We start from the raw sequence: 17,947 nt of genomic DNA, 5'->3' as shown, positions 1-17,947 counted from the left end.
ACAACCCTATCTGGCTGATTCAGCAGTCACGTTGTCATAAGCCGCGCCGTTAGGCTTGATGGCATGCCTCATGCACCGCAGGAACAGATCGCGCCCTTGCTGACTACTGAAGGATGGGAACTTCTTGCCTCATTGGGGCCCTACCGGGAAGCCGATTCGTTCAACGTCAATGCCACCCTGCGGAAGGCGGGGCACTCCCCTGACCTGGTTGCCGCCGTCCTGACGCAGTCCCGCCTGCGTACCCGTGCAGAAGCCAAGTTTGGCGAGTTCGCACGTCAGATGCTGTTCACACAGGCCGGCCTTGAACAGGCCACCCGGTTGAACGTTGCCGCCAGGCATGCCGAACGTTTTGCCAAGGCCGGAATTGCGCACGTGGCGGACCTCGGCTGCGGTCTGGGCGCCGATTCGATGGCCATGGCGTCCATGGACATCGCAGTCACCGCGGTGGAGATGGACGAGACCACTGCCGCTTGCGCAACCATCAACCTCATGCCGTTCCCGCACGCCACGGTGGTGCACTCGGACGCCATGGCGGTGGAACTGGACGGGATCGACGGCGTGTGGCTGGATCCCGCCCGGCGAACCACGTCCTCATCCGGGACCAAGCGGATCTGGGACCCCGAAGCGTTCTCTCCCCCACTGTCCTTCGTGGAAAAGCTGGCCGCCACCGGACGTGCCATAGGCGTCAAGATGGGGCCGGGTATCCCCCACGACTCCGTACCGTCAGGTTGCGAGGCCCAGTGGGTCTCGGTGGGCGGAGACGTCACCGAAGTGACGTTGTGGTTCAACGCAGTGTCCCGTCCCGGTGTACGTCGGGCCGCTTTGGTGATTGGCGGCCAGGGGGCCGCTGAAATCACCAGCGGTGAGGATTTCGACGGCGGTCCGGTCGCCGCCGTCGGGCGTGTTGAAGGCTTCCTTTACGAACCCGATGGTGCCGTCATCCGCGCAGGCCTGGTGGCCGACGTCGCCGAACGGCTGGGCGGTCACCTGGTGGACGAGCACATCGCTTACATCTGCGCTCCGGAACTGCATGACACGCCGTTTGCGCGCGCTTACCGGGTCCTCGAGGTGATGCCTTACAACGTCAAGGCCCTCAAAACCTGGGTGAAGGAAAACGGCATCACGGTGCTGGACATCAAGAAGCGCGGCACCGCGGTAACCCCGGAGGAGCTTCGGAAGCAGCTGCTCCCAGCCAAACCCGTCAAAGGCAAGGATGCGAAAACAGCCACCCTGGTCCTCACCCGGATTGGCGAGGAGAGAGTGACTGTGGTCGTGGAGCCCGTGACCGCCTAACGTGCTCCTGCCGTCAGCGGCGCGAGAACTCCGATGCTTCGCGGACCTGCCCGGCCGTCGGGCGCACCCCGGTGTAGAGCACAAACTGCTCTTCCGCCTGGATGGCAATGACCTCAGCGCCCGTGATTACTGGCTTGCCGGCGGCGCGTGCAGCCGAAATAAGGGGCGTCTCCGAGGGAAGGGCTACGACGTCGAATACCACCTTCGCTGCGGCAATCGTGGCGTCGTCGAAGGACTGGGCCGTTTCGTCCGCGCCTGCCATTCCCAGCGGAGTGACATTGATGATGAGGTCCGCGGTGGAACCGTTGACGTCGTTCTGCCATGCGAAGCCGTAGAGTTCCGCGAGGGCACGGCCGGTGTCTTCGTTGCGGGCCACGATGGTGACAGCAGTGAACCCGGCATCCCGCAAGGCTGCGGCAACAGCCTTGGCCATGCCGCCGGCACCACGGAGCAGCACAGTGTGGCCGCTGGGAACCTGATGGTCCTTCAAGAGCCGGGCAATGGCGATGTAGTCGGTGTTGTAAGCGGTGAGGACGCCGTCGTCGTTCACGATGGTGTTGACCGAATCGATGGCCTTGGCCGACGGGTCCATCACGTCAACCAGGGGGATGACCGCTTCCTTGTACGGCATGGACACCGCGGCGCCCCGGATCGGGAGGCCGCGGATGCCCGCCACCGCGAGGGTGATGTCAGCAGGGGCGAATGCCTTGTAGACAAAGTTCAAGCCGAGCAGATCGTACAGGTAGTTGTGGAACCGGGTACCGATGTTGCTGGGCCGGGCCGCGAGCGAAATGCACATGGACATGTCTTTGTTCAGGATTGGCATTCCCCCATTAAACAACGGCCCATGCTCAGCCTTGCCGCGCCTTCATTCGCGGGTTGTTCTTGTTGATGACGAACGAACGCCCGCGCCGACGCACAATCTGGGCGCCGGGGATTTTCTTGAGGGCGCGCAGCGAGTTCCTGACCTTCATGGTGTTTCTCCTTCTTGTTGGTGGTTTGGCCTGGCTTAGGTTGCTGGCTAGAGGGCGTCGCTAAGTTCCAGGGGGTCGTCCCAGACGCCGTAATCCAGGTCCATCTCCTCCTCGGTGAGCTGGCAAGCATCCAGGAGCTGGCGGATCTCCTGTCCGTCCATGTCCTCGGAGCGCCCGGTGAGCGCCAGGACCGTGCCGCGGTCGCCATGGCTTGGGTGCCAGTCAAGGAAGGAGTCGACGTCGACACCCGTCACCCCGGTGTTAGCGGGGCGACGCGTTCCGTCGGGGGAATCGGCCAGCCACTTCCCGGTGCTTTCCAGCCAGACCCTCGGCCCTATCCCCTGAACGGCGATCCGGATACTGGGAGCAGAAGCTATCCACAGGCGCCCGCGCATCCAGTGCGTGGCTACAGCAAGTTGCGGCAGCGCATCGCGGAAGCGTCCCGGGTGCAGCGGACGTCCTGCTTTGTGGAGCACGGTCCGGAAGGCGCCGGCCGTCTCGCTGACAGGGACACGCACGACGCCGGGCCGGTTGCGTGCCGCCGCTTCGGCGTCATCGAAACATCCCGATCGGAAGAGGTCAGCGGCTCCGACGATGGCTGCGTGGGGCGCCAACTCCCCCAGCAACTCAACTCCTGTTGTCCATGCGGCCGAACCGTCCCGGTGATCGCCGGTCAGCTCGGCCCCCAAGCCGGGGATCACCATGACGGTGTCCACCTGCCCAAATTCTCCGATCAGAAACTCACCGCTGGTGCGGTCATCCTGAGGCATGGAGGTAAATCCAGATTCGAACAATGTGTGGCGGTCCCAGATGTGGTCATCAAGATCCGCCGGGTCCAGGGCCAGCACAGCGTTGTCGATGATTGCCGGGCGGCTCAGGCCCCTGCGAAGTTCCGCAACGGCCATCCCCGCTGCCACCCCTGGCGGAAGCCCAAGGACAACGTGGTCGAAGCCGCACGCAGCGAGGCGTTCCGCTGTGGGGACAACGTCCAACCTGACGGTGCAGCTGAGGCAACCATGCTCCAGGACTGTGGTTTCACGTTCGAACAACCGGCCGCCACGGTAAACCCGGCGGAGGACCAGCGAACCGTCCAGGAGGTCATGGAGGACCACCACCGAATTGGCGTGCGTGCGGCCAAGTCTGTCTGCAGCTGCCTCACGGCATTGGCTGTCCAGGGAACTGACGACTGTGAGGTGCATGCCTCAACTCTAATGAGAATCATTATTATTAGCAAATGACGGTTTCGTTGCACCGGAAACCCGCCGATATCACCAGTGTTCCTGCTGCATTAGACTTGACCCGACCGCTGGCGGCCCCGCAGCGGGGAAACATGCCCGGCTGATACAACACAATGAGGGGACTACGTGCAGATTGATTTTGCGCCATCCAGGCAATCGACACTGGGTGTGGAATGGGAGTTGGCGCTCGTCAATGCACGTACCGGGGAACTGGTATCCGTCGCGAACGATGTCCTCAAGGGCGTAGCCGCAAACCACCCCGACCTCAACGAGGACGACGAACACCCCCATATCAAGCGCGAGCTGCTCCTCAACACCGTGGAACTTGTTACCGGGATCTGCGAAACCGTCAGGGACGCCAAAGAGGACCTCAGCCGATCACTGGCAGCGGTACGCGAGGTCACCGACCCCATGGGAGTCGAGGTGTTCTGCGCAGGCAGCCACCCCTTCAGTCCTCCCCTGCTCCAGCCCGTCACTGACAAAGAGCGCTATGCCAAGCTGATCGAGCGAACCCAATGGTGGGGACGCCAAATGGTCATCTACGGCGTTCACGTCCACGTTGGCATCGATCGCAAGGACAAAGTCCTCCCCATCCTGGACGGACTGGTCAACTACTTCCCGCACTTCCAGGCGCTGTCCGCCTCAAGCCCCTACTGGGCCGGCGAGGAAACCGGCTATGCCTCCCAGCGTGCGCTCATGTTCCAGCAGCTGCCCACTGCCGGCCTGCCGTTCCAGTTCGAAACCTGGGCGGACTACGAGTCCTATGTCCAGGACATGTTCACCACCGGTGTGATCGATGCGACGTCCGAGATCCGTTGGGATATCCGGCCTGTCTCCAACCTTGGCACCATTGAGATGCGTATCTGCGACGGCTTGGCCACCCTTGAAGAGGTGGGAGCCATAGCTGCCCTCACCCAGTGCCTGGTGGACGAGTTCTCCTCCATCCTGGACGCCGGTGGAACCATCCCCACCATGCCGCCATGGCATGTGCAGGAGAACAAGTGGCGCGCCGCCCGCTACGGTATGGAAGCCATCATCATCCTTGATGCTGCAGGCAACGAACAGTTGGTCACGGAGCACCTCGCGGAAACTGTAGCGCGCTTGGAACCTGTGGCTGCGAAGCTGGGATGTTCGGAGGAGTTGGCCGACGTCCTCAAGATCATCGAACGTGGCGCCAGCTACCAGCGACAACGCCGCGTGGCCGCCGAACACAACGGCGACCTGCAGGCAGTGGTCATGGACCTCGTGAAGCAGATGCGCAAGGGCCCCGACGCCTGACTTTCACTGCCCCGACGCCTGCCCCGGCCGGTGTGCCTGCCTTGGCGGGAAGCTTAGGCAGGCACTGACACCGTGGTGACGGGCATGGAGGAATCCGGCGCGAAGCTGACCCCGCTCGGACCCACTCCGGCCATGATCAGCTGGGCTCCCAGCGCCGCCACCATGGCGCCGTTATCCGTACAGAGGTCCAGCGGCGGTACGTGCAGCGTGATTCCGGCCGAGGTACAGCGCTGCCCTGTCAACTCCCTGAGCCGCGAATTCGCTGCTACGCCGCCACCTAGCAAGACGTCGGTAATGCCGTTCTCCTTGCACGCCAGGACGGCCTTGGAGCTGATGACGTCAACCACGGCTTCCTGGAACGCCGCCGCGATGTCCGCCACAGGTACTTCCTCGCCACGGGCCTCGAACTGCTCAACGCACCTGGCCACGGCTGTCTTCAGGCCGCTGAACGACCAGTCATAGCGGTGCGGGCCCTTCTCCTCGGCGGTCCCCATGTACTTGGGCTGGGTGAGTCCGCGGGGGAACCGGATGGATTTGGGATTGCCCTGGCGCGCCAGCTTGTCGATCGCGGGCCCGCCCGGATAGCCCAGGCCGAGGATCCGGGCAACCTTGTCGTAGGCTTCGCCGGCGGCGTCGTCGATGGTTGAGCCAAGCAGCTCAACGTCGTCCGTAATGCTCCTGATCCGCAGGATTTCCGTGTGCCCGCCCGATACCAGCAGCGCTCCGAGGTTCTCCGGGAGCGTTCCTGCACCCAAGCCGGCGGCAGCACCGGCGTCGGGCCTTCCGTCAGTCCTGGGCTTTCGGTCCAACAGGCCAACTCCAACGTGCGCCACCAAGTGATTAATCGCGTAGAGCGGTTTACCGGTGGCCACAGCCAGGGCCTTGGCCGCGCAGACGCCAACCATCAGTGCCCCGGCGAGGCCCGGGCCGGACGTCACGGCAATGGCGTCAATGTCGTCCAGGGTCACGCCTGCCTCGTGCAAGGATTCCTGCAGCGTCGGAACAAAAGCGTCCAGGTGCGCACGCGACGCGATCTCCGGGATGACTCCGCCAAATCGCACGTGTTCATCCATGGACGAGGACACCGTGTTGGTCAGCAAGGTGGTGCCACGCACGATTCCAACGCCGGTCTCGTCGCAGGAGGACTCGATGCCGAGCACCAACGGCTGCTGTGGATCAGGGCCGCTCATGCGGGGCTCCTTCGGAAGAGTTGGGGTCGTTGAGGGGAAGCCTCATGATCAGGGCATCTGTACCGTCCCGATAGTAGCGGGGACGGACATGGATCTGCTCAAACCCGAAGCGCACGTACAGCTGCTGGGCACGGGGGTTGTCCGCCCGGACTTCAAGCAGGACGTCGTCCGCACGGCGGCGCCGCGCTTCATCGATGAGTTCGGTAAGGACAGCGGAGCCGATGCCCTTGCCTTCGAATTCAGGCACGACGGCGATCGTCTGGACGTCCGCGATCGGCTCAATGCACATCAACCCTGCGTACGCCACGATCCGGCCCGCAACCTCGGCCACCACGTAGCGGCGGGTTTCAGGCTGGGCGAGTTCATCGATGAACATTTGCAACGGCCACGCGTCCACTGGGAACAGCTGGCGTTCCAGCTGCTCCACGGCCGGGATGTCGGCCTCGGTCATGTCCCGGAGGGAGACGCCGGCGAGTTCCAGTTTGGGTGACAATTTCACGGTTTCCGTCCCATCACAATGCACGTTTCCTGGGGCCGGGGACCTGCGCATCGGATTCCCTCAGGTACAGCGGCGTGGAGTCCATCAACGGTTGCCCTGCCGTGATCCTGGCCAAGGCGAACTGGCCCAGGGAGGCCGCATCCGGCTGGGTGGAAGCGAAGTCTTCATCCGCTGTAAGGACATCGGCGTACAAGCCGGCACCCGCCCCGAACACCGGCAGGTCCGGAAGCTCCGAGGCGAAGCCCACGTGGGGGCCAGCCACCAATTCCGGCAGCTGCCCCTCTGCGAGGGTGTAGCGGGCCCAATAGACTTCCTTGCGACGGGCGTCGGTGGCTACCAGGAACTCAGGAGCAGCCTTGGTGGATTCCGCCACTTCAAGGGCAATGGCGTCCAGGCTCATCAGCCCATACAGGGGCTTGTTCCATACGAAAGCCAAGGTCCGCGCGGTAGCAATCCCTGAGCGGAGGCCCGTAAACGGGCCTGGCCCCACACCGGTGACAATGGCGTCGATGTCTGCGCCATTGATGCCCGCACCGGCCAAGAGCTTCTCAATACCCGGGGCAAGGACTTCGGCATGGCTGCGGGTGTCTTCAGTGGCGAACGAATCAACCACACTCTCCATGGCATCGTCGGATATCAGTGCGGCACTGGCAACAGCCGAGGTGTCAATAGCCAGAATCAGCATCAGTTGCCCTTCTCTGGGGAGGTGACGTCAAGGATGTGCGGCGCCGCGGCCCAGCGGGGACCGAAGCCGCGAAACACAATGGTGCGGGGCTCGTCGTCATCGTCGGTATCGAAATCCAGAACGTCACCGGCCGCTGCGGGTGCCGGTCCTTCGCCGCCCACAGCCCTGTGCAGGTCAACCTCCAGGCGACTGTCGGAGAGGTGCTCCACCCTGTCACGGCCCCATTCCACCACCGTGACGGCAGTGTCCATGGTGTTCTCAAGATCGAGGTCGTCGATCTCCGCCGACGAATCCAGCCGGTAAGCGTCAACATGTACCAGGTCCGGACCGCCAGGCCTGGGGCCATCGGCAAGGTTCGGATGGATGCGTACCAACACAAACGTGGGTGAAATGATGCCGGCGCGTACGCCGAGGCCTTCGCCGAGGCCTTGGGTGAACGTCGTTTTACCGGCACCCAGTTCGCCGGTGAGGACCAGGAGGTCCCCGCCTTCAAGCACCTCACCCAGAGCTGCTGCGAGCGCGTGAGTCTGTTCCGCCGTCGTGACCGTCACCGTGCGCTCCCATTGGGGTTTGCTCACAGTGCGGCCGTTTCCGGCGTTGCGTGGTGCTCCGGCGCGGAACTGTCCGGCTGCTCGTTGACGTAGCTGCGCGGTACACGGGGGCTGATGCGCGTGACGATCTCGTAGTTGTTGGTGCCGGCGGCAGCCGCCCAGTCATCGGCGGTGGGTCCGCCGTTGGCGCCGTCGCCGAACATCACGGCTTCGACTCCCTTGAAGGCGGCCACCTCTTCGGGTGCCAGCGCTCCAAGGTCGATCACCATTTGATCCATCGCAATCCTGCCCACCACCGGGTAGGTGACTCCGTTGACGCGTACAGGACCGCCGGTGCCGATCCTCGGGACGCCGTCAGCGTAGCCCAACGGCACCAAACCCAGCGTACTTTCCCCGGTGGTCCGGTAATTGAGGCCGTAGGAGACGCCCTGGCCCTCAGGAACTTTCTTGCAGTTGGACAACAGCGTGCGCACTGTCATGGCCGGATGGAGGCCAAGCTCCGCGGAAGTGGCACCTTCGAACGGCGACAGGCCGTAGATACCCAGGCCCACGCGGACAAGGTCGAAGTGCGAGTCCGGGCGGGACAGTGTGGCTGGGGTGTTGGCGATGTGGCGGACTTCGGTGTCCACGCCGGCGTCCTCGGCCATGGCGATTGCTTCGCGGAAGACCGCCAGCTGCTCATCGGTTTCCGGGCGGTGCGGCTCGTCGGCCACGGCGAGGTGCGAGAAGATACCCACCACGCGCAGGAGGCCCTGGTCCTGGTAGTCCATGGCCTGGCCCACCAGCTGATCCCAATCGGCAATGGTGCAGCCGTTCCGTCCCAGGCCGGTGTCCACCTTCAGGTGCACACGCGCGGGCCGTTCCTGTTCCCGTGCTGCCGCGACCACGGCGTCCAGTTCCCAGCCGGAAATTCCGACGTCGACGCCGGCAGCGACTGCCGCTTGGAAGTTGCTCTCACGGGTGTGCAGCCAGGCAAGCAGCGGGGCGTCAATTCCGGCAGCACGCAAGGCGAGCGCCTCGGAAATGTGCGCGACACCGAGCCAGGCAGCTCCGGCGTCGAGGGCTGCGCGGGCCACCTGCACGGCGCCGTGGCCATAGGCATCTGCCTTGACAACCGCCATGACAGCGGCCGGGGATGCGATACCAACGAACTGACGAACGTTGTGCCGTACGGCTTCGAGGTCAATCACGGCGGAGCGTTCAAGCACCGCCGACTTTGCTATGGAGGCCCTGGACCCGATACCGATATCTGCAGCTGCTTCGTAAGTCACCCTAGAGATTCTAGTAGCGCCGGTGAATTCGGGTTAACTGCGGGCACCCTCACTGGGCGTCGGACAAATGAGCGATGGTGGCGCGGGCCCTCCGTTGGGCCTCCGCGGGGATGTCCTTCACTATCGGCTCCAGGAATGCGAAGCGCCGCAACCACTGGCTGGACTGGCGTTCCTTCCTGGCGTTGGCCCTTTGCCACCAGTCGGCAATGTCGCCCCACCCGGGCGCAGCCAGCGAACCTCCCACTTCCTGGACGGCCAGGGAGGCACACAGGTTGGCGAACCGCAGCCGGTCCCCCAACCGCCAGCCTGCCAGGCAACCCACTATGAAGGCTGCTCCAAAGCAGTCCCCTGCCCCTGTGGGATCGTAGGCGGACACTGGGAGGGAGGGCACCCATTCCTCCTCGCCGGTCTCGGAGTCCACGGCCACGGCACCCTGGGGGCCGAGCGTCACCACGGCCACAGGTACACGGTCGGCCAATGAATACAGGGCCGCCCAGGGGTCGGTCTTCCCGGTGAACGCCATGGCCTCTGGGGCGTTGGGCAGGAACGCGTGGAAGTTCTCCAACTGGTCCAGCCTGCGTTCGGACCATTCACCCGTGGGATCCCAGCCCACCACGCCAAACAGCTTGGTCCCCGCGGACTTTGCGGACAGCATCCATGGTTCCAGTTCCTCGCCCAGGTCCGCCACCGCGGCTAGTGCCTTGGGTGGCCGCCCGATCAGCTCGGAGGAACTGATCGGTGCGGGGTGTCCGTGGGTGACCATGGAACGGTCCTGGTTCACGCACATGGAAACCGTCACGGGTGAATGCCATCCCGGGATGGTGCGTGACAATGACAGGTCCACGTGTTCCTGGCTCTCCAGGATCTGCCAGTTGTAGTCCCCGTAACCGTCATCGCCGAATGTGGCGGCGAGGTTGGTGCGCAGGCCCAACCTGGCCGCCGCAATGGCCTGGTTGGCGACACCTCCGGGGCAGCTGCCCATACCTTCGCTCCAAACCTCGGTTCCGGGCTCGGGCGAGTGCGGCAGACCGGTAAAGATGATGTCCTGGAACACGGTTCCGGTCAGCAGCAGGTCGCACTGGTTGTCGCCGTCCGATCGCACGGCAGCAAGGGGATCAAAACGTCGCTGGGGCATAGCGTCCATGCACGGCAGACTACGCTGCGGCCCCGGGGCTGCATAGACTCGGACCATGAGGCTCATGATCGCCGGCGGCGGCGGATTCCGGGTACCCCTGGTGTACCGGGCCTTGTGCGCGGGTCCTTTCGCGGGGCTGGTGGACGAACTGGTCCTTTACGACGTGGATGCGGCACGGCTGACGGCCATCGAGGCCGTGCTCCGCGATATGCCCGCAGCGGCTGGTTCCGCGCCCGTCGTCGTGAGTTCCACTGATCTTGCCCACGCACTCAAGGGAACGGACATGGTGTTCGCAGCCATCCGGCCTGGCGGAACGGCCGGACGGATCGCCGACGAACGCGTGGCGTTGGATCTTGGCCTGTTGGGCCAGGAGACCACCGGCGCCGGAGGCATCTCCTATGCGTTGCGTTCCATTCCCCGGATGCTGGAACTCGCCGAGGCGATGCAACGCTACTGTCCGGACGCGTGGCTGATCAATTTCACCAACCCCGCCGGAATGGTGACGGAGGCCCTTGTCCCGGTGCTGGGCCGCCGGGTCATCGGCATCTGCGACTCGGCCGGCGGCCTGGTCCAGCGGGCAGCCCGCGCTGCCGGCGCGCCGTTGACGGAGGGAACGCTCGACGGCGTGGGCTACTTCGGGCTGAACCATCTCGGCTGGCTCTATCGGCTGGCACCTGGCGGCCGTGACCTGCTCCCAGGGCTACTGGCTGATCACCACGCGCTGGAGTCCATGGAAGAAGGGCGGCTGTTTGGGCAACACACCCTGCTGCAGCTCGGCTGCCTGCCCAACGAATACCTTTTCTACTACTACCAAACTGCGCAAGCCACGGCAGCAATCCGCCGGCAACAGCAGACCCGCGGGGCCTCCATCCATCACCAGCAGAATTCGCTGTACCCGGCCCTGGCGCAGACTTCACACCCTTACGCACTGTGGGACTCCGCCCGGCGGTCCCGCGAGGAAGGATATCTGGCCGAGGCCCGCACGCACGGCGAGGAACGGGACGAGGACGACCTCGCCGGTGGCGGTTATGAGCGGGTGGCCCTGTCCGTTATGCGTGCGTTGACTGGCGGCGGGACCGCCCAGTTGATCCTGAACGTGCCCAACGCGCCCGTGGTGCCTGCCCGCGGCCCGGCCGAAGCGGACGTGGCCGTTCCCGGGCTGCCGGCCGACGCCGTCGTCGAGGTTCCTTGTGAAGTAACGCCCGACGGCGCGGTGCCGCTGGCGCAGGAACGGCCCGGCGGTCAGTTCCTCACCCTGATGCAGCACGTCAAAGAGGTGGAGCGGCTGACGATACAAGCTGTTCGCGGCGGCGGTCGCCCTACAGCCGTGCAGGCGTTCGCCGCGCATCCGCTGATCGGATCGGCACAACTGGGAGAACAACTCCTGGACGGGTATGAGGCCGCTTTTCCCGAACTGCGGGGGCTGTGGGGCTGACCCTGCCCGGAGTCAGAGCTTCCGGTACATCACGTGCAGGCCGACGTACCCGATCTCCGGGTGGTTGAACGCCTCGGGAACCGTGGCCAGGATCTTGAAGCCCATGGATTGCCACAGCCACACCGCACGGACGTTGCTTTCCACCACGGCGTTGTACTGCATGGCATGGAAGCCTGCTGCCTTGGCCGCAGCCAAGGAGTACGCGCACAACGCCCGTGCGATGCCCTGCCCACTGTGCTTCGCCCCCACCATGTAACCGGCGTTGGCCACATGGCTTCCACCACCGGCTTGGTTGGCGTGGAACTCGCCAGTGCCAAGGACCTCTCCGGTCTCCTGGCGGACTGCCACAAAGGTCTGTCCAGGGGCGTCCTTGATCCACTTGGCCCGGGCAGCGTCCTCAGTGGTATCGCGGTCCCACGTAAAGGTTTCGCCCTCCCGGATCACCGGTTCCAGGACTGACCAGATGCCGGGCCAGTCCCCGGGAGTTGCAGGGCGGATGTCGAAAGTCTGTTCTTGGCTCACAGCCGCCACGCTAGCAGCCTTGTCCACATAGCCGGTTTGCCTGAACAGAGCGTTTGCCGGCAGGAGTAGTGTTTTCTGCAGGGCAAAAGTGAATTTGCAGTGTGTCAGGAGGAAAACGTTGCCATTGATCCGTCGTGTGGCGTTCCTGTCGTTGCATACCTCCCCCATGGAGCAGCCCGGAGCCGGGGATGCCGGCGGCATGAACGTCTACGTGAGGGCGCTGGCCATGGCACTGGCAGAGTCAGGCGTGGAGGTGGAGATCTTCACGCGGTCCACCAAAGCCGGCCAGCCCGCCGTCGAGCACCCCGGGCCCGGTGTGTGCGTTCATAACGTGACGGCCGGACCTCGTCGAAAAGTGCCAAAGGAAGAGCTGCCGGCCCTCCTGCACCAGATGGTGGAGGAAATCGACCGTATCCGGCAACGGCAGCTCCATGGCCGCTACGACGCCATTCACTCGCACTACTGGGTTTCCGGCGTGGCCGGGCTTGAGTTATCCGAGCTGTGGGGCGTTCCGCTGGTCCACACCATGCACACCATGGCAAAGGTCAAGAACCTCGTCCTCGAATCCGGCGAGCGCCCGGAACCACGGCGCCGCGAAGAAGGCGAACAACGGATTGTGGACGGAGCCTCGCGCCTGGTGGCCAACACCCCTGCGGAAGCCGGTGAACTGGTGTCGCACTATGGGGCGGACCTTGACCGCATCGACGTCGCGCCGCCCGGAGTGGACCTCAAAGTATTCACGCCATCGTTCCGGCGCAAGTCCCGCAGGGAACGTGACGTTCGGCCGGACAGCTTCCATATCCTCTTCGCCGGACGGATCCAGCGGCTCAAGGGGCCCCAGGTTTTCGTCAAAGCCGCCGGGATCCTGCGCAAGCGCCGGCCGGACATCGACTTGGAGATGACCATCCTGGGATCTCTCAGCGGGGCCAAGGACTTCAACCTCCAGCACATCATCGAGGATGCAGGACTTGCCGACGTCGTCACACACCGCCCGCCCGTTGTGGCGCCGGAGCTCGCCAGCTGGTTCCGTTCGGCGGACGTGGTGGTCATGCCGTCCTTCAGCGAGTCTTTTGGCCTGGTGGCGTTGGAAGCACAGGCGTGCGGGACCCCTGTGGTGGCGACCAACGTCGGCGGGCTTTCCCGGGCCATCTCCGACGGCCGGACCGGCATCCTGGTGGACGGCCATGACCCCTCGGACTGGGCAGACGCCCTCGAAGACCTGTACGACGATGTCCAGACCCGTGAGGACATGGGAAGGCTGGCGGCCACCCACGCCGAATCCTTCGGATGGCAACGGACGGCAGCCATCACCCTGGAGAGCTATCGGGAGGCGGTCAGCGGACTGTTGGTGCCCCGGCGCTGATTTCCTTCCCGGGATACGAGCCCACGGCTGGTAGATTGACCCGCACAGCGTAAGCACGCCACAAGCGCCAGCCCGCTAAGGGAACACCCAGCCGAAGGACAACGATGTCTGAGAACAAGGTCAAGACCGATCTTGAAATCGCCCGCAACGCCGCCATCCTGCCCATTGAGGAGATCGCCCAACGCGCGGGTATCTCCGTAGAGGCAGTGGAGTTCTATGGGCCGTACAAGGCCAAGATCAACCCGGCAAAACTGGTCCACCCCGCCGGGAAGGCGCCAGGGAAAGTGGTGCTGGTGTCCGCCATGTCCCCTACCCCAGCGGGTGAAGGGAAGTCCACCACCACTGTGGGCCTTGCCGACTCCCTGGCCCGGGCAGGACACAAGGTGATGATCGCACTGCGCGAGCCTTCGCTCGGCCCGATTCTGGGCATGAAGGGTGGGGCGACCGGCGGCGGATACTCCCAGGTCCTGCCGATGGATGACATCAATTTGCACTTCACCGGCGACTTCCACGCCATCACGTCGGCGAACAACGCACTCATGGCGCTGGTGGACAACCACATTTTCCAGGGCAACGAACTCGGAATCGATCCGCGCCGCATGACGTTCAAACGAGTCCTGGACATGAACGACCGCTCACTTCGGGAAGTCATCATCGGACTCGGCGGCCCAGCGCAGGGCGTGCCCCGCCAGGATGGTTTTGACATCACGGTCGCCTCCGAAATCATGGCCGTTTTCTGCCTGGCCAGAGACCTCGATGACCTCCGCTCCCGGCTGGGCCGGATCACCTTTGGGTACACCTACGATCGCGCACCAGTGACCGTGGCGGACCTGGGGGTTGAGGGTGCGCTGACGATGCTCTTAAAGGACGCCATCAAGCCCAACCTCGTCCAAACCATCGCCGGGACTCCCGCGTTGGTGCATGGCGGGCCGTTTGCCAACATTGCCCACGGCTGCAACTCCTTGATCGCCACCCGCACCGCAATGCAACTGGCTGACATCGTTGTCACCGAAGCAGGATTCGGTGCCGACCTTGGCGCCGAAAAGTACATGGACATCAAGGCACGGATCGCAGAGGTGGCACCATCCGCCGTCGTTATAGTCGCAACCATCCGCGCGCTCAAGATGCAGGGCGGCGTCCCCAAGGAACAACTCAGCGAACCCAACGTCGACGCCGTGGCCGCCGGTGTGGAGAACCTGAAGAGGCACGTTGGCAACGTGGCAAAATTCGGCATCTCACCAGTGGTCTCCATCAACAAGTTCGCCACTGACACCCCCGAAGAACTGGAGTGGCTGCTGGCATGGTGCGCAGCGGAAGGCGTGGAGGCCGCCGTCGCCGATGTTTGGGGCCGCGGCGGTGGAGGCGACGGCGGTGACCAGCTCGCTGCCAAAGTAGCTGCTGCGATTGACTCACCATCCGGCTTCCACCATTTGTACCCGCTGGACATGGGAGTGGAGGACAAAATCCGGACCATTGCGCAAGAGATCTACGGGGCCGACGGCGTCGAATTCTCCGTTCCCGCATTGAGGCGCCTGGCCGAGATCGAGAAAAACGGCTGGTCCGGGTTCCCAATTTGCATGGCCAAGACGCAGTATTCCTTCACGGATGACGCCTCCAGGTTGGGTGCCCCCAAGGGCTTCAGGGTCCATGTGCGCGAACTCATTCCCAAGACCGGTGCCGGGTTCATCGTTGCCTTGACCGGCGCTGTCATGACCATGCCCGGCTTGCCCAAGGAGCCGGCTGCGATGCGCATGGACGTGGACGCCGAGGGTCAGCCCACCGGCTTGTTCTAGGCCTCCCCGGGCAGGGCCCAAACCCTCTCTCACCCATCGCGCGCCCCACCCAAACCCTCTCTCACCAATAGCAGGCCCCACCCAAACCCTCTCTCACCCATCGCGCGCCCCACCCAAACCCTCTCTCACCCATCGCGCGCCCCACCCAAACCCTCTCTCACCTATGTCGGAACTCCTGGCCAACGTCGGCGATCACGTAGGTGCCGTCGTCGTTGACGCTGAGCGAAGGGTGAGAGAGCGTCCCACCAAAACACCCAAAAGGTGAGAGAGCGTCCCACCAAAACACCCAAAAGGTGAGAGAGCGTCCCACCAAAACACCCAAAAGGTGAGAGAGCGTCCGGATACGACAAAGCGCCCTCCCGCATGTGTGGAAGGGCGCTTGGTCGAAGCGTCGGGATTTAGCGTTCGATGTCGCCGCGGATGAAGGCTTCAACCTTGTCGCGGGCGATGTCGTCGTTGAACTGCTCCGGCGGCGACTTCATGAAGTAGCTGGACGCGGAGAGCAGCGGGCCACCGATGCCGCGGTCCAAACCGATCTTGGCGGCGCGGATGGCGTCGATGATCACACCGGCGGAGTTCGGGGAATCCCATACCTCGAGCTTGTATTCGAGGGACACGGGGGCGTCGCCGAAGTTGCGGCCCTCGAGGCGGACGAAAGCCCACTTGCGGTCATCGAGCCAGGCAACGTAGTCCGACGGTCCAATGTGGACGTCGTCGGCGTGCAGTTCGGCCTCAACGTTGGAGGTCACAGCCTGCGTCTTGGAGATCTTCTTCGACTCCAGGCGGTCGCGCTCCAGCATGTTCTTGAAGTCCATGTTGCCGCCGACGTTCAGCTGGTACGTGCGGTCCAGGGTGACGCCACGGTCTTCGAAGAGCTTGGCCATGACGCGGTGCGTGATGGTGGCACCGATCTGGCTCTTGATGTCGTCGCCAACGATCGGCACACCGGCCTCGGTGAACTTGTCAGCCCACTCCTTGGTGCCGGCAATGAAGACCGGAAGCGCATTCACGAACGCAACACCGGCGTCGATGGCGCACTGGGCGTAGAACTTGGCAGCCTGGTCCGAACCGACCGGCAGGTAGCAGACCATGACGTCAGCTTTGGCTTCACGGAGGGCTGCGACGATGTCCACAGCTTCTTCCGGTGCCTCAACGATGGTCTCGCGGTAGTACTTGCCCAGGCCGTCGAGGGTGTGGCCACGCTGGACGGTCACGCCCGTTGCAGGAACGTCGGCGATCTTGATGGTGTTGTTTTCGCTGGCGCCGATGGCGTCTGCAAGGTCCAGTCCCACCTTCTTGCTGTCGACGTCGAAAGCTGCGACGAAGTGGACGTCGTTGACGTGGTACTGCCCGAACTCGACGTGCATCAGACCCGGGATGGTGGCCTTCGGGTCAGCGTCGCGGTAGTACTGAACACCTTGGACCAGCGATGCGGCGCAGTTACCTACACCGACAATGGCAACACGAATCGGATGTGAAGACACGGAACTCCTTTTGAGAAATAACCTCAGGTGCCAGGCGAATCCCTGACTGAGTCCAGGGCGCGACTAATTGGCACGGCGCCATTCGGCGCACACTTGCATTGTAACCAACACAGCAGGGACCGGTTTTGTTCCCGCCCGGCCCCTGCTGTTTGTGTCACCGTCCGAAGGCTACTTCTGAGCCCACCGGTTGATGTCTGATTCAACGGCGAACTCGTCGATCGCCGTCAGCTCTTCCGCGGTGAACTCCAGGTTGTTGATGGCGCTGAGGGTGTCCTCAAGCTGCGCCACGCTGGAGGCACCAATCAGTGCCGACGTCACGGGTGATCCCTTGGGCTGGTCACGCAGGATCCACGCAATCGCCATCTGGGCCAGGGTCTGCCCGCGTCCCTCGGCAATGGCGTTGAGGCCGCGCACCCGGTCCAGCTTCTCCTCGGTCAGTTGCGACTCGGACAGGAACCGTTCCTTGGCGGCACGGGAATCCGCCGGCACGCCGTTGAGGTAGCGGTTGGTCAGCATCCCCTGGGCCAGTGGCGAGAACGCGATGGAGCCTGCGCCCACCTGGTCCAGTGCCTCGTACAGGTTCGGCGAACCGTTCTCGGTCCACCGGTTCAACATGGAGTAGCTGGGCTGGTGGATGAGCAGCGGGGTGCCCAGTTCCTTCAGGATCCGCGCGGCTTGCAGCGTCTGCTCCGGGGTGTAGGAGGAGATACCGGCGTAGAGTGCCTTGCCGGAGCGGACTGCGTAATCCAGCGCGCCCATGGTTTCTTCCAACGGCGTCTCGGGGTCGGGGCGGTGGCTGTAGAAGATGTCTACGTAATCCAGGCCCATGCGCTCCAGGGACTGGTCCAGGCTTGAAATCAGGTTCTTGCGGGATCCCCACTCACCATAGGGACCGGGCCACATGTAGTAGCCGGCCTTGGTAGAGATGACCAGTTCATCACGGTAGGGCTTGAAGTCGTCTTTCAGGTGGCGCCCGAAGTTCGTCTCGGCCGATCCATCCGGCGGTCCGTAGTTGTTGGCGAGGTCGAAGTGGGTCACCCCAAGGTCGAACGCACGGCGCAGGATGGCGCGCTGTTCGTCGAACCGCTTGTCGTCCCCGAAGTTGTGCCAGAGACCCAGCGAGATGGCGGGGAGTTTGAGTCCGCTGCGTCCAACGCGGCGGTAGGGCATGGTTTCGTAGCGGTTTTCCGCAGCCGAATAAGTCATACGTTCCATCCTGCCACTGCACAAACAAAC

The 17,947-nt window shown here is 63.9% G+C and carries 17 protein-coding genes; 5 read left to right on the top strand and 12 right to left on the bottom strand.

All coding sequences use genetic code 11. From position 1 onward, the window contains the following. The first annotated feature begins 63 nt into the window (after positions 1-63). Entirely contained in the window at positions 64-1,293 is a 1,230-nt protein-coding gene (locus BLW08_RS03415; protein WP_091323357.1) for a THUMP-like domain-containing protein, read from the top strand. Positions 1,294-1,306: 13 nt separating this feature from the next. On the opposite strand, the gene BLW08_RS03410 is transcribed toward BLW08_RS03415, so the two are convergent. From BLW08_RS03410 to BLW08_RS03400, 3 genes are read right to left on the bottom strand one after another with little or no spacing between them, the layout of a single operon-like run. Further along, on the bottom strand, positions 1,307-2,119 hold the full coding sequence (locus BLW08_RS03410; RefSeq protein WP_091323356.1) for a shikimate 5-dehydrogenase: 813 nt from the start codon (positions 2,117-2,119) through the stop codon (positions 1,307-1,309). Between the two features lie 25 nt (positions 2,120-2,144). Then, positions 2,145-2,267 carry a type B 50S ribosomal protein L36 gene (gene ykgO, locus BLW08_RS03405; protein WP_091323355.1) on the bottom strand — a complete coding sequence of 41 codons (123 nt, stop codon included), beginning with the start codon at positions 2,265-2,267 and terminating at the stop codon, positions 2,145-2,147. Positions 2,268-2,314: 47 nt separating this feature from the next. Continuing rightward, positions 2,315-3,466 (bottom strand): GTP-binding protein, encoded by a 1,152-nt coding sequence (locus tag BLW08_RS03400; RefSeq protein WP_091323354.1) that lies wholly within the window; start codon positions 3,464-3,466, stop codon positions 2,315-2,317. 165 nt (positions 3,467-3,631) lie between these two features. On the opposite strand from BLW08_RS03400, the gene BLW08_RS03395 reads away from it, so the two are divergent. Further along, a complete protein-coding gene (locus BLW08_RS03395) occupies positions 3,632-4,783 on the top strand; it encodes a glutamate--cysteine ligase (protein WP_091323353.1) in 1,152 nt (383 codons plus the stop codon). A 53-nt stretch (positions 4,784-4,836) separates the two neighbouring features. On the opposite strand, the gene tsaD is transcribed toward BLW08_RS03395, so the two are convergent. The 6 genes from tsaD to BLW08_RS03365 are packed head-to-tail and all read right to left on the bottom strand — an operon-like array spanning position 4,837 to position 10,123. After that, complete coding sequence (gene tsaD / locus BLW08_RS03390; RefSeq protein ID WP_091323352.1) at positions 4,837-5,973, bottom strand: tRNA (adenosine(37)-N6)-threonylcarbamoyltransferase complex transferase subunit TsaD; 1,137 nt, start codon at positions 5,971-5,973, stop codon at positions 4,837-4,839. Next, positions 5,960-6,472 carry a ribosomal protein S18-alanine N-acetyltransferase gene (rimI, locus tag BLW08_RS03385; protein ID WP_090817869.1) on the bottom strand — a complete coding sequence of 171 codons (513 nt, stop codon included), beginning with the start codon at positions 6,470-6,472 and terminating at the stop codon, positions 5,960-5,962. The genes tsaD and rimI overlap by 14 nt, the downstream gene beginning before the upstream one ends. Before the next feature lie 13 nt (positions 6,473-6,485). Next, a complete protein-coding gene (gene tsaB / locus BLW08_RS03380) occupies positions 6,486-7,157 on the bottom strand; it encodes a tRNA (adenosine(37)-N6)-threonylcarbamoyltransferase complex dimerization subunit type 1 TsaB (protein ID WP_091323351.1) in 672 nt (223 codons plus the stop codon). Next, complete coding sequence (tsaE, locus tag BLW08_RS03375; protein WP_091323350.1) at positions 7,157-7,735, bottom strand: tRNA (adenosine(37)-N6)-threonylcarbamoyltransferase complex ATPase subunit type 1 TsaE; 579 nt, start codon at positions 7,733-7,735, stop codon at positions 7,157-7,159. The genes tsaB and tsaE overlap by 1 nt, the downstream gene beginning before the upstream one ends. Then, complete coding sequence (gene alr, locus BLW08_RS03370; RefSeq protein ID WP_091323349.1) at positions 7,732-8,979, bottom strand: alanine racemase; 1,248 nt, start codon at positions 8,977-8,979, stop codon at positions 7,732-7,734. The genes tsaE and alr overlap by 4 nt, the downstream gene beginning before the upstream one ends. Before the next feature lie 49 nt (positions 8,980-9,028). After that, complete coding sequence (locus tag BLW08_RS03365) at positions 9,029-10,123, bottom strand: carbohydrate kinase family protein (RefSeq protein ID WP_254779654.1); 1,095 nt, start codon at positions 10,121-10,123, stop codon at positions 9,029-9,031. Positions 10,124-10,169: 46 nt separating this feature from the next. Here BLW08_RS03365 and BLW08_RS03360 point away from each other — a divergent pair, with 46 nt between their 5' ends. Then, entirely contained in the window at positions 10,170-11,549 is a 1,380-nt protein-coding gene (locus BLW08_RS03360) for a 6-phospho-beta-glucosidase (RefSeq protein WP_091323348.1), read from the top strand. 12 nt (positions 11,550-11,561) lie between these two features. Here the strand turns inward: BLW08_RS03360 and BLW08_RS03355 are convergent, their stop codons facing one another. Then, the gene (locus BLW08_RS03355) at positions 11,562-12,080 is read right to left on the bottom strand and encodes a GNAT family N-acetyltransferase (RefSeq protein ID WP_090817852.1); all 519 of its coding nucleotides are present in this window, start codon (positions 12,078-12,080) and stop codon (positions 11,562-11,564) included. Between the two features lie 109 nt (positions 12,081-12,189). On the opposite strand from BLW08_RS03355, the gene mshA reads away from it, so the two are divergent. Together mshA and BLW08_RS03345 are read left to right on the top strand one after the other, a co-directional pair. Next, complete coding sequence (mshA, locus tag BLW08_RS03350; RefSeq protein WP_090817849.1) at positions 12,190-13,434, top strand: D-inositol-3-phosphate glycosyltransferase; 1,245 nt, start codon at positions 12,190-12,192, stop codon at positions 13,432-13,434. 104 nt (positions 13,435-13,538) lie between these two features. After that, the gene (locus BLW08_RS03345) at positions 13,539-15,227 is read left to right on the top strand and encodes a formate--tetrahydrofolate ligase (RefSeq protein WP_091323347.1); all 1,689 of its coding nucleotides are present in this window, start codon (positions 13,539-13,541) and stop codon (positions 15,225-15,227) included. A 398-nt stretch (positions 15,228-15,625) separates the two neighbouring features. Here BLW08_RS03345 and BLW08_RS03340 read toward each other — a convergent pair whose 3' ends face one another. Next, positions 15,626-16,711, bottom strand: coding sequence for an inositol-3-phosphate synthase (locus BLW08_RS03340; protein ID WP_090817844.1), 1,086 nt, complete (start codon positions 16,709-16,711; stop codon positions 15,626-15,628). A 168-nt stretch (positions 16,712-16,879) separates the two neighbouring features. Beyond that, positions 16,880-17,917 carry an L-glyceraldehyde 3-phosphate reductase gene (mgrA, locus tag BLW08_RS03335; RefSeq protein ID WP_090817839.1) on the bottom strand — a complete coding sequence of 346 codons (1,038 nt, stop codon included), beginning with the start codon at positions 17,915-17,917 and terminating at the stop codon, positions 16,880-16,882. Positions 17,918-17,947: the final 30 nt, after the last annotated feature.

The sequence above is a fragment of the Arthrobacter sp. cf158 genome, from assembly GCF_900106835.1.
Classification (GTDB): domain Bacteria; phylum Actinomycetota; class Actinomycetes; order Actinomycetales; family Micrococcaceae; genus Arthrobacter.
This window is presented reverse-complemented; position numbering and strand designations above follow the sequence as displayed.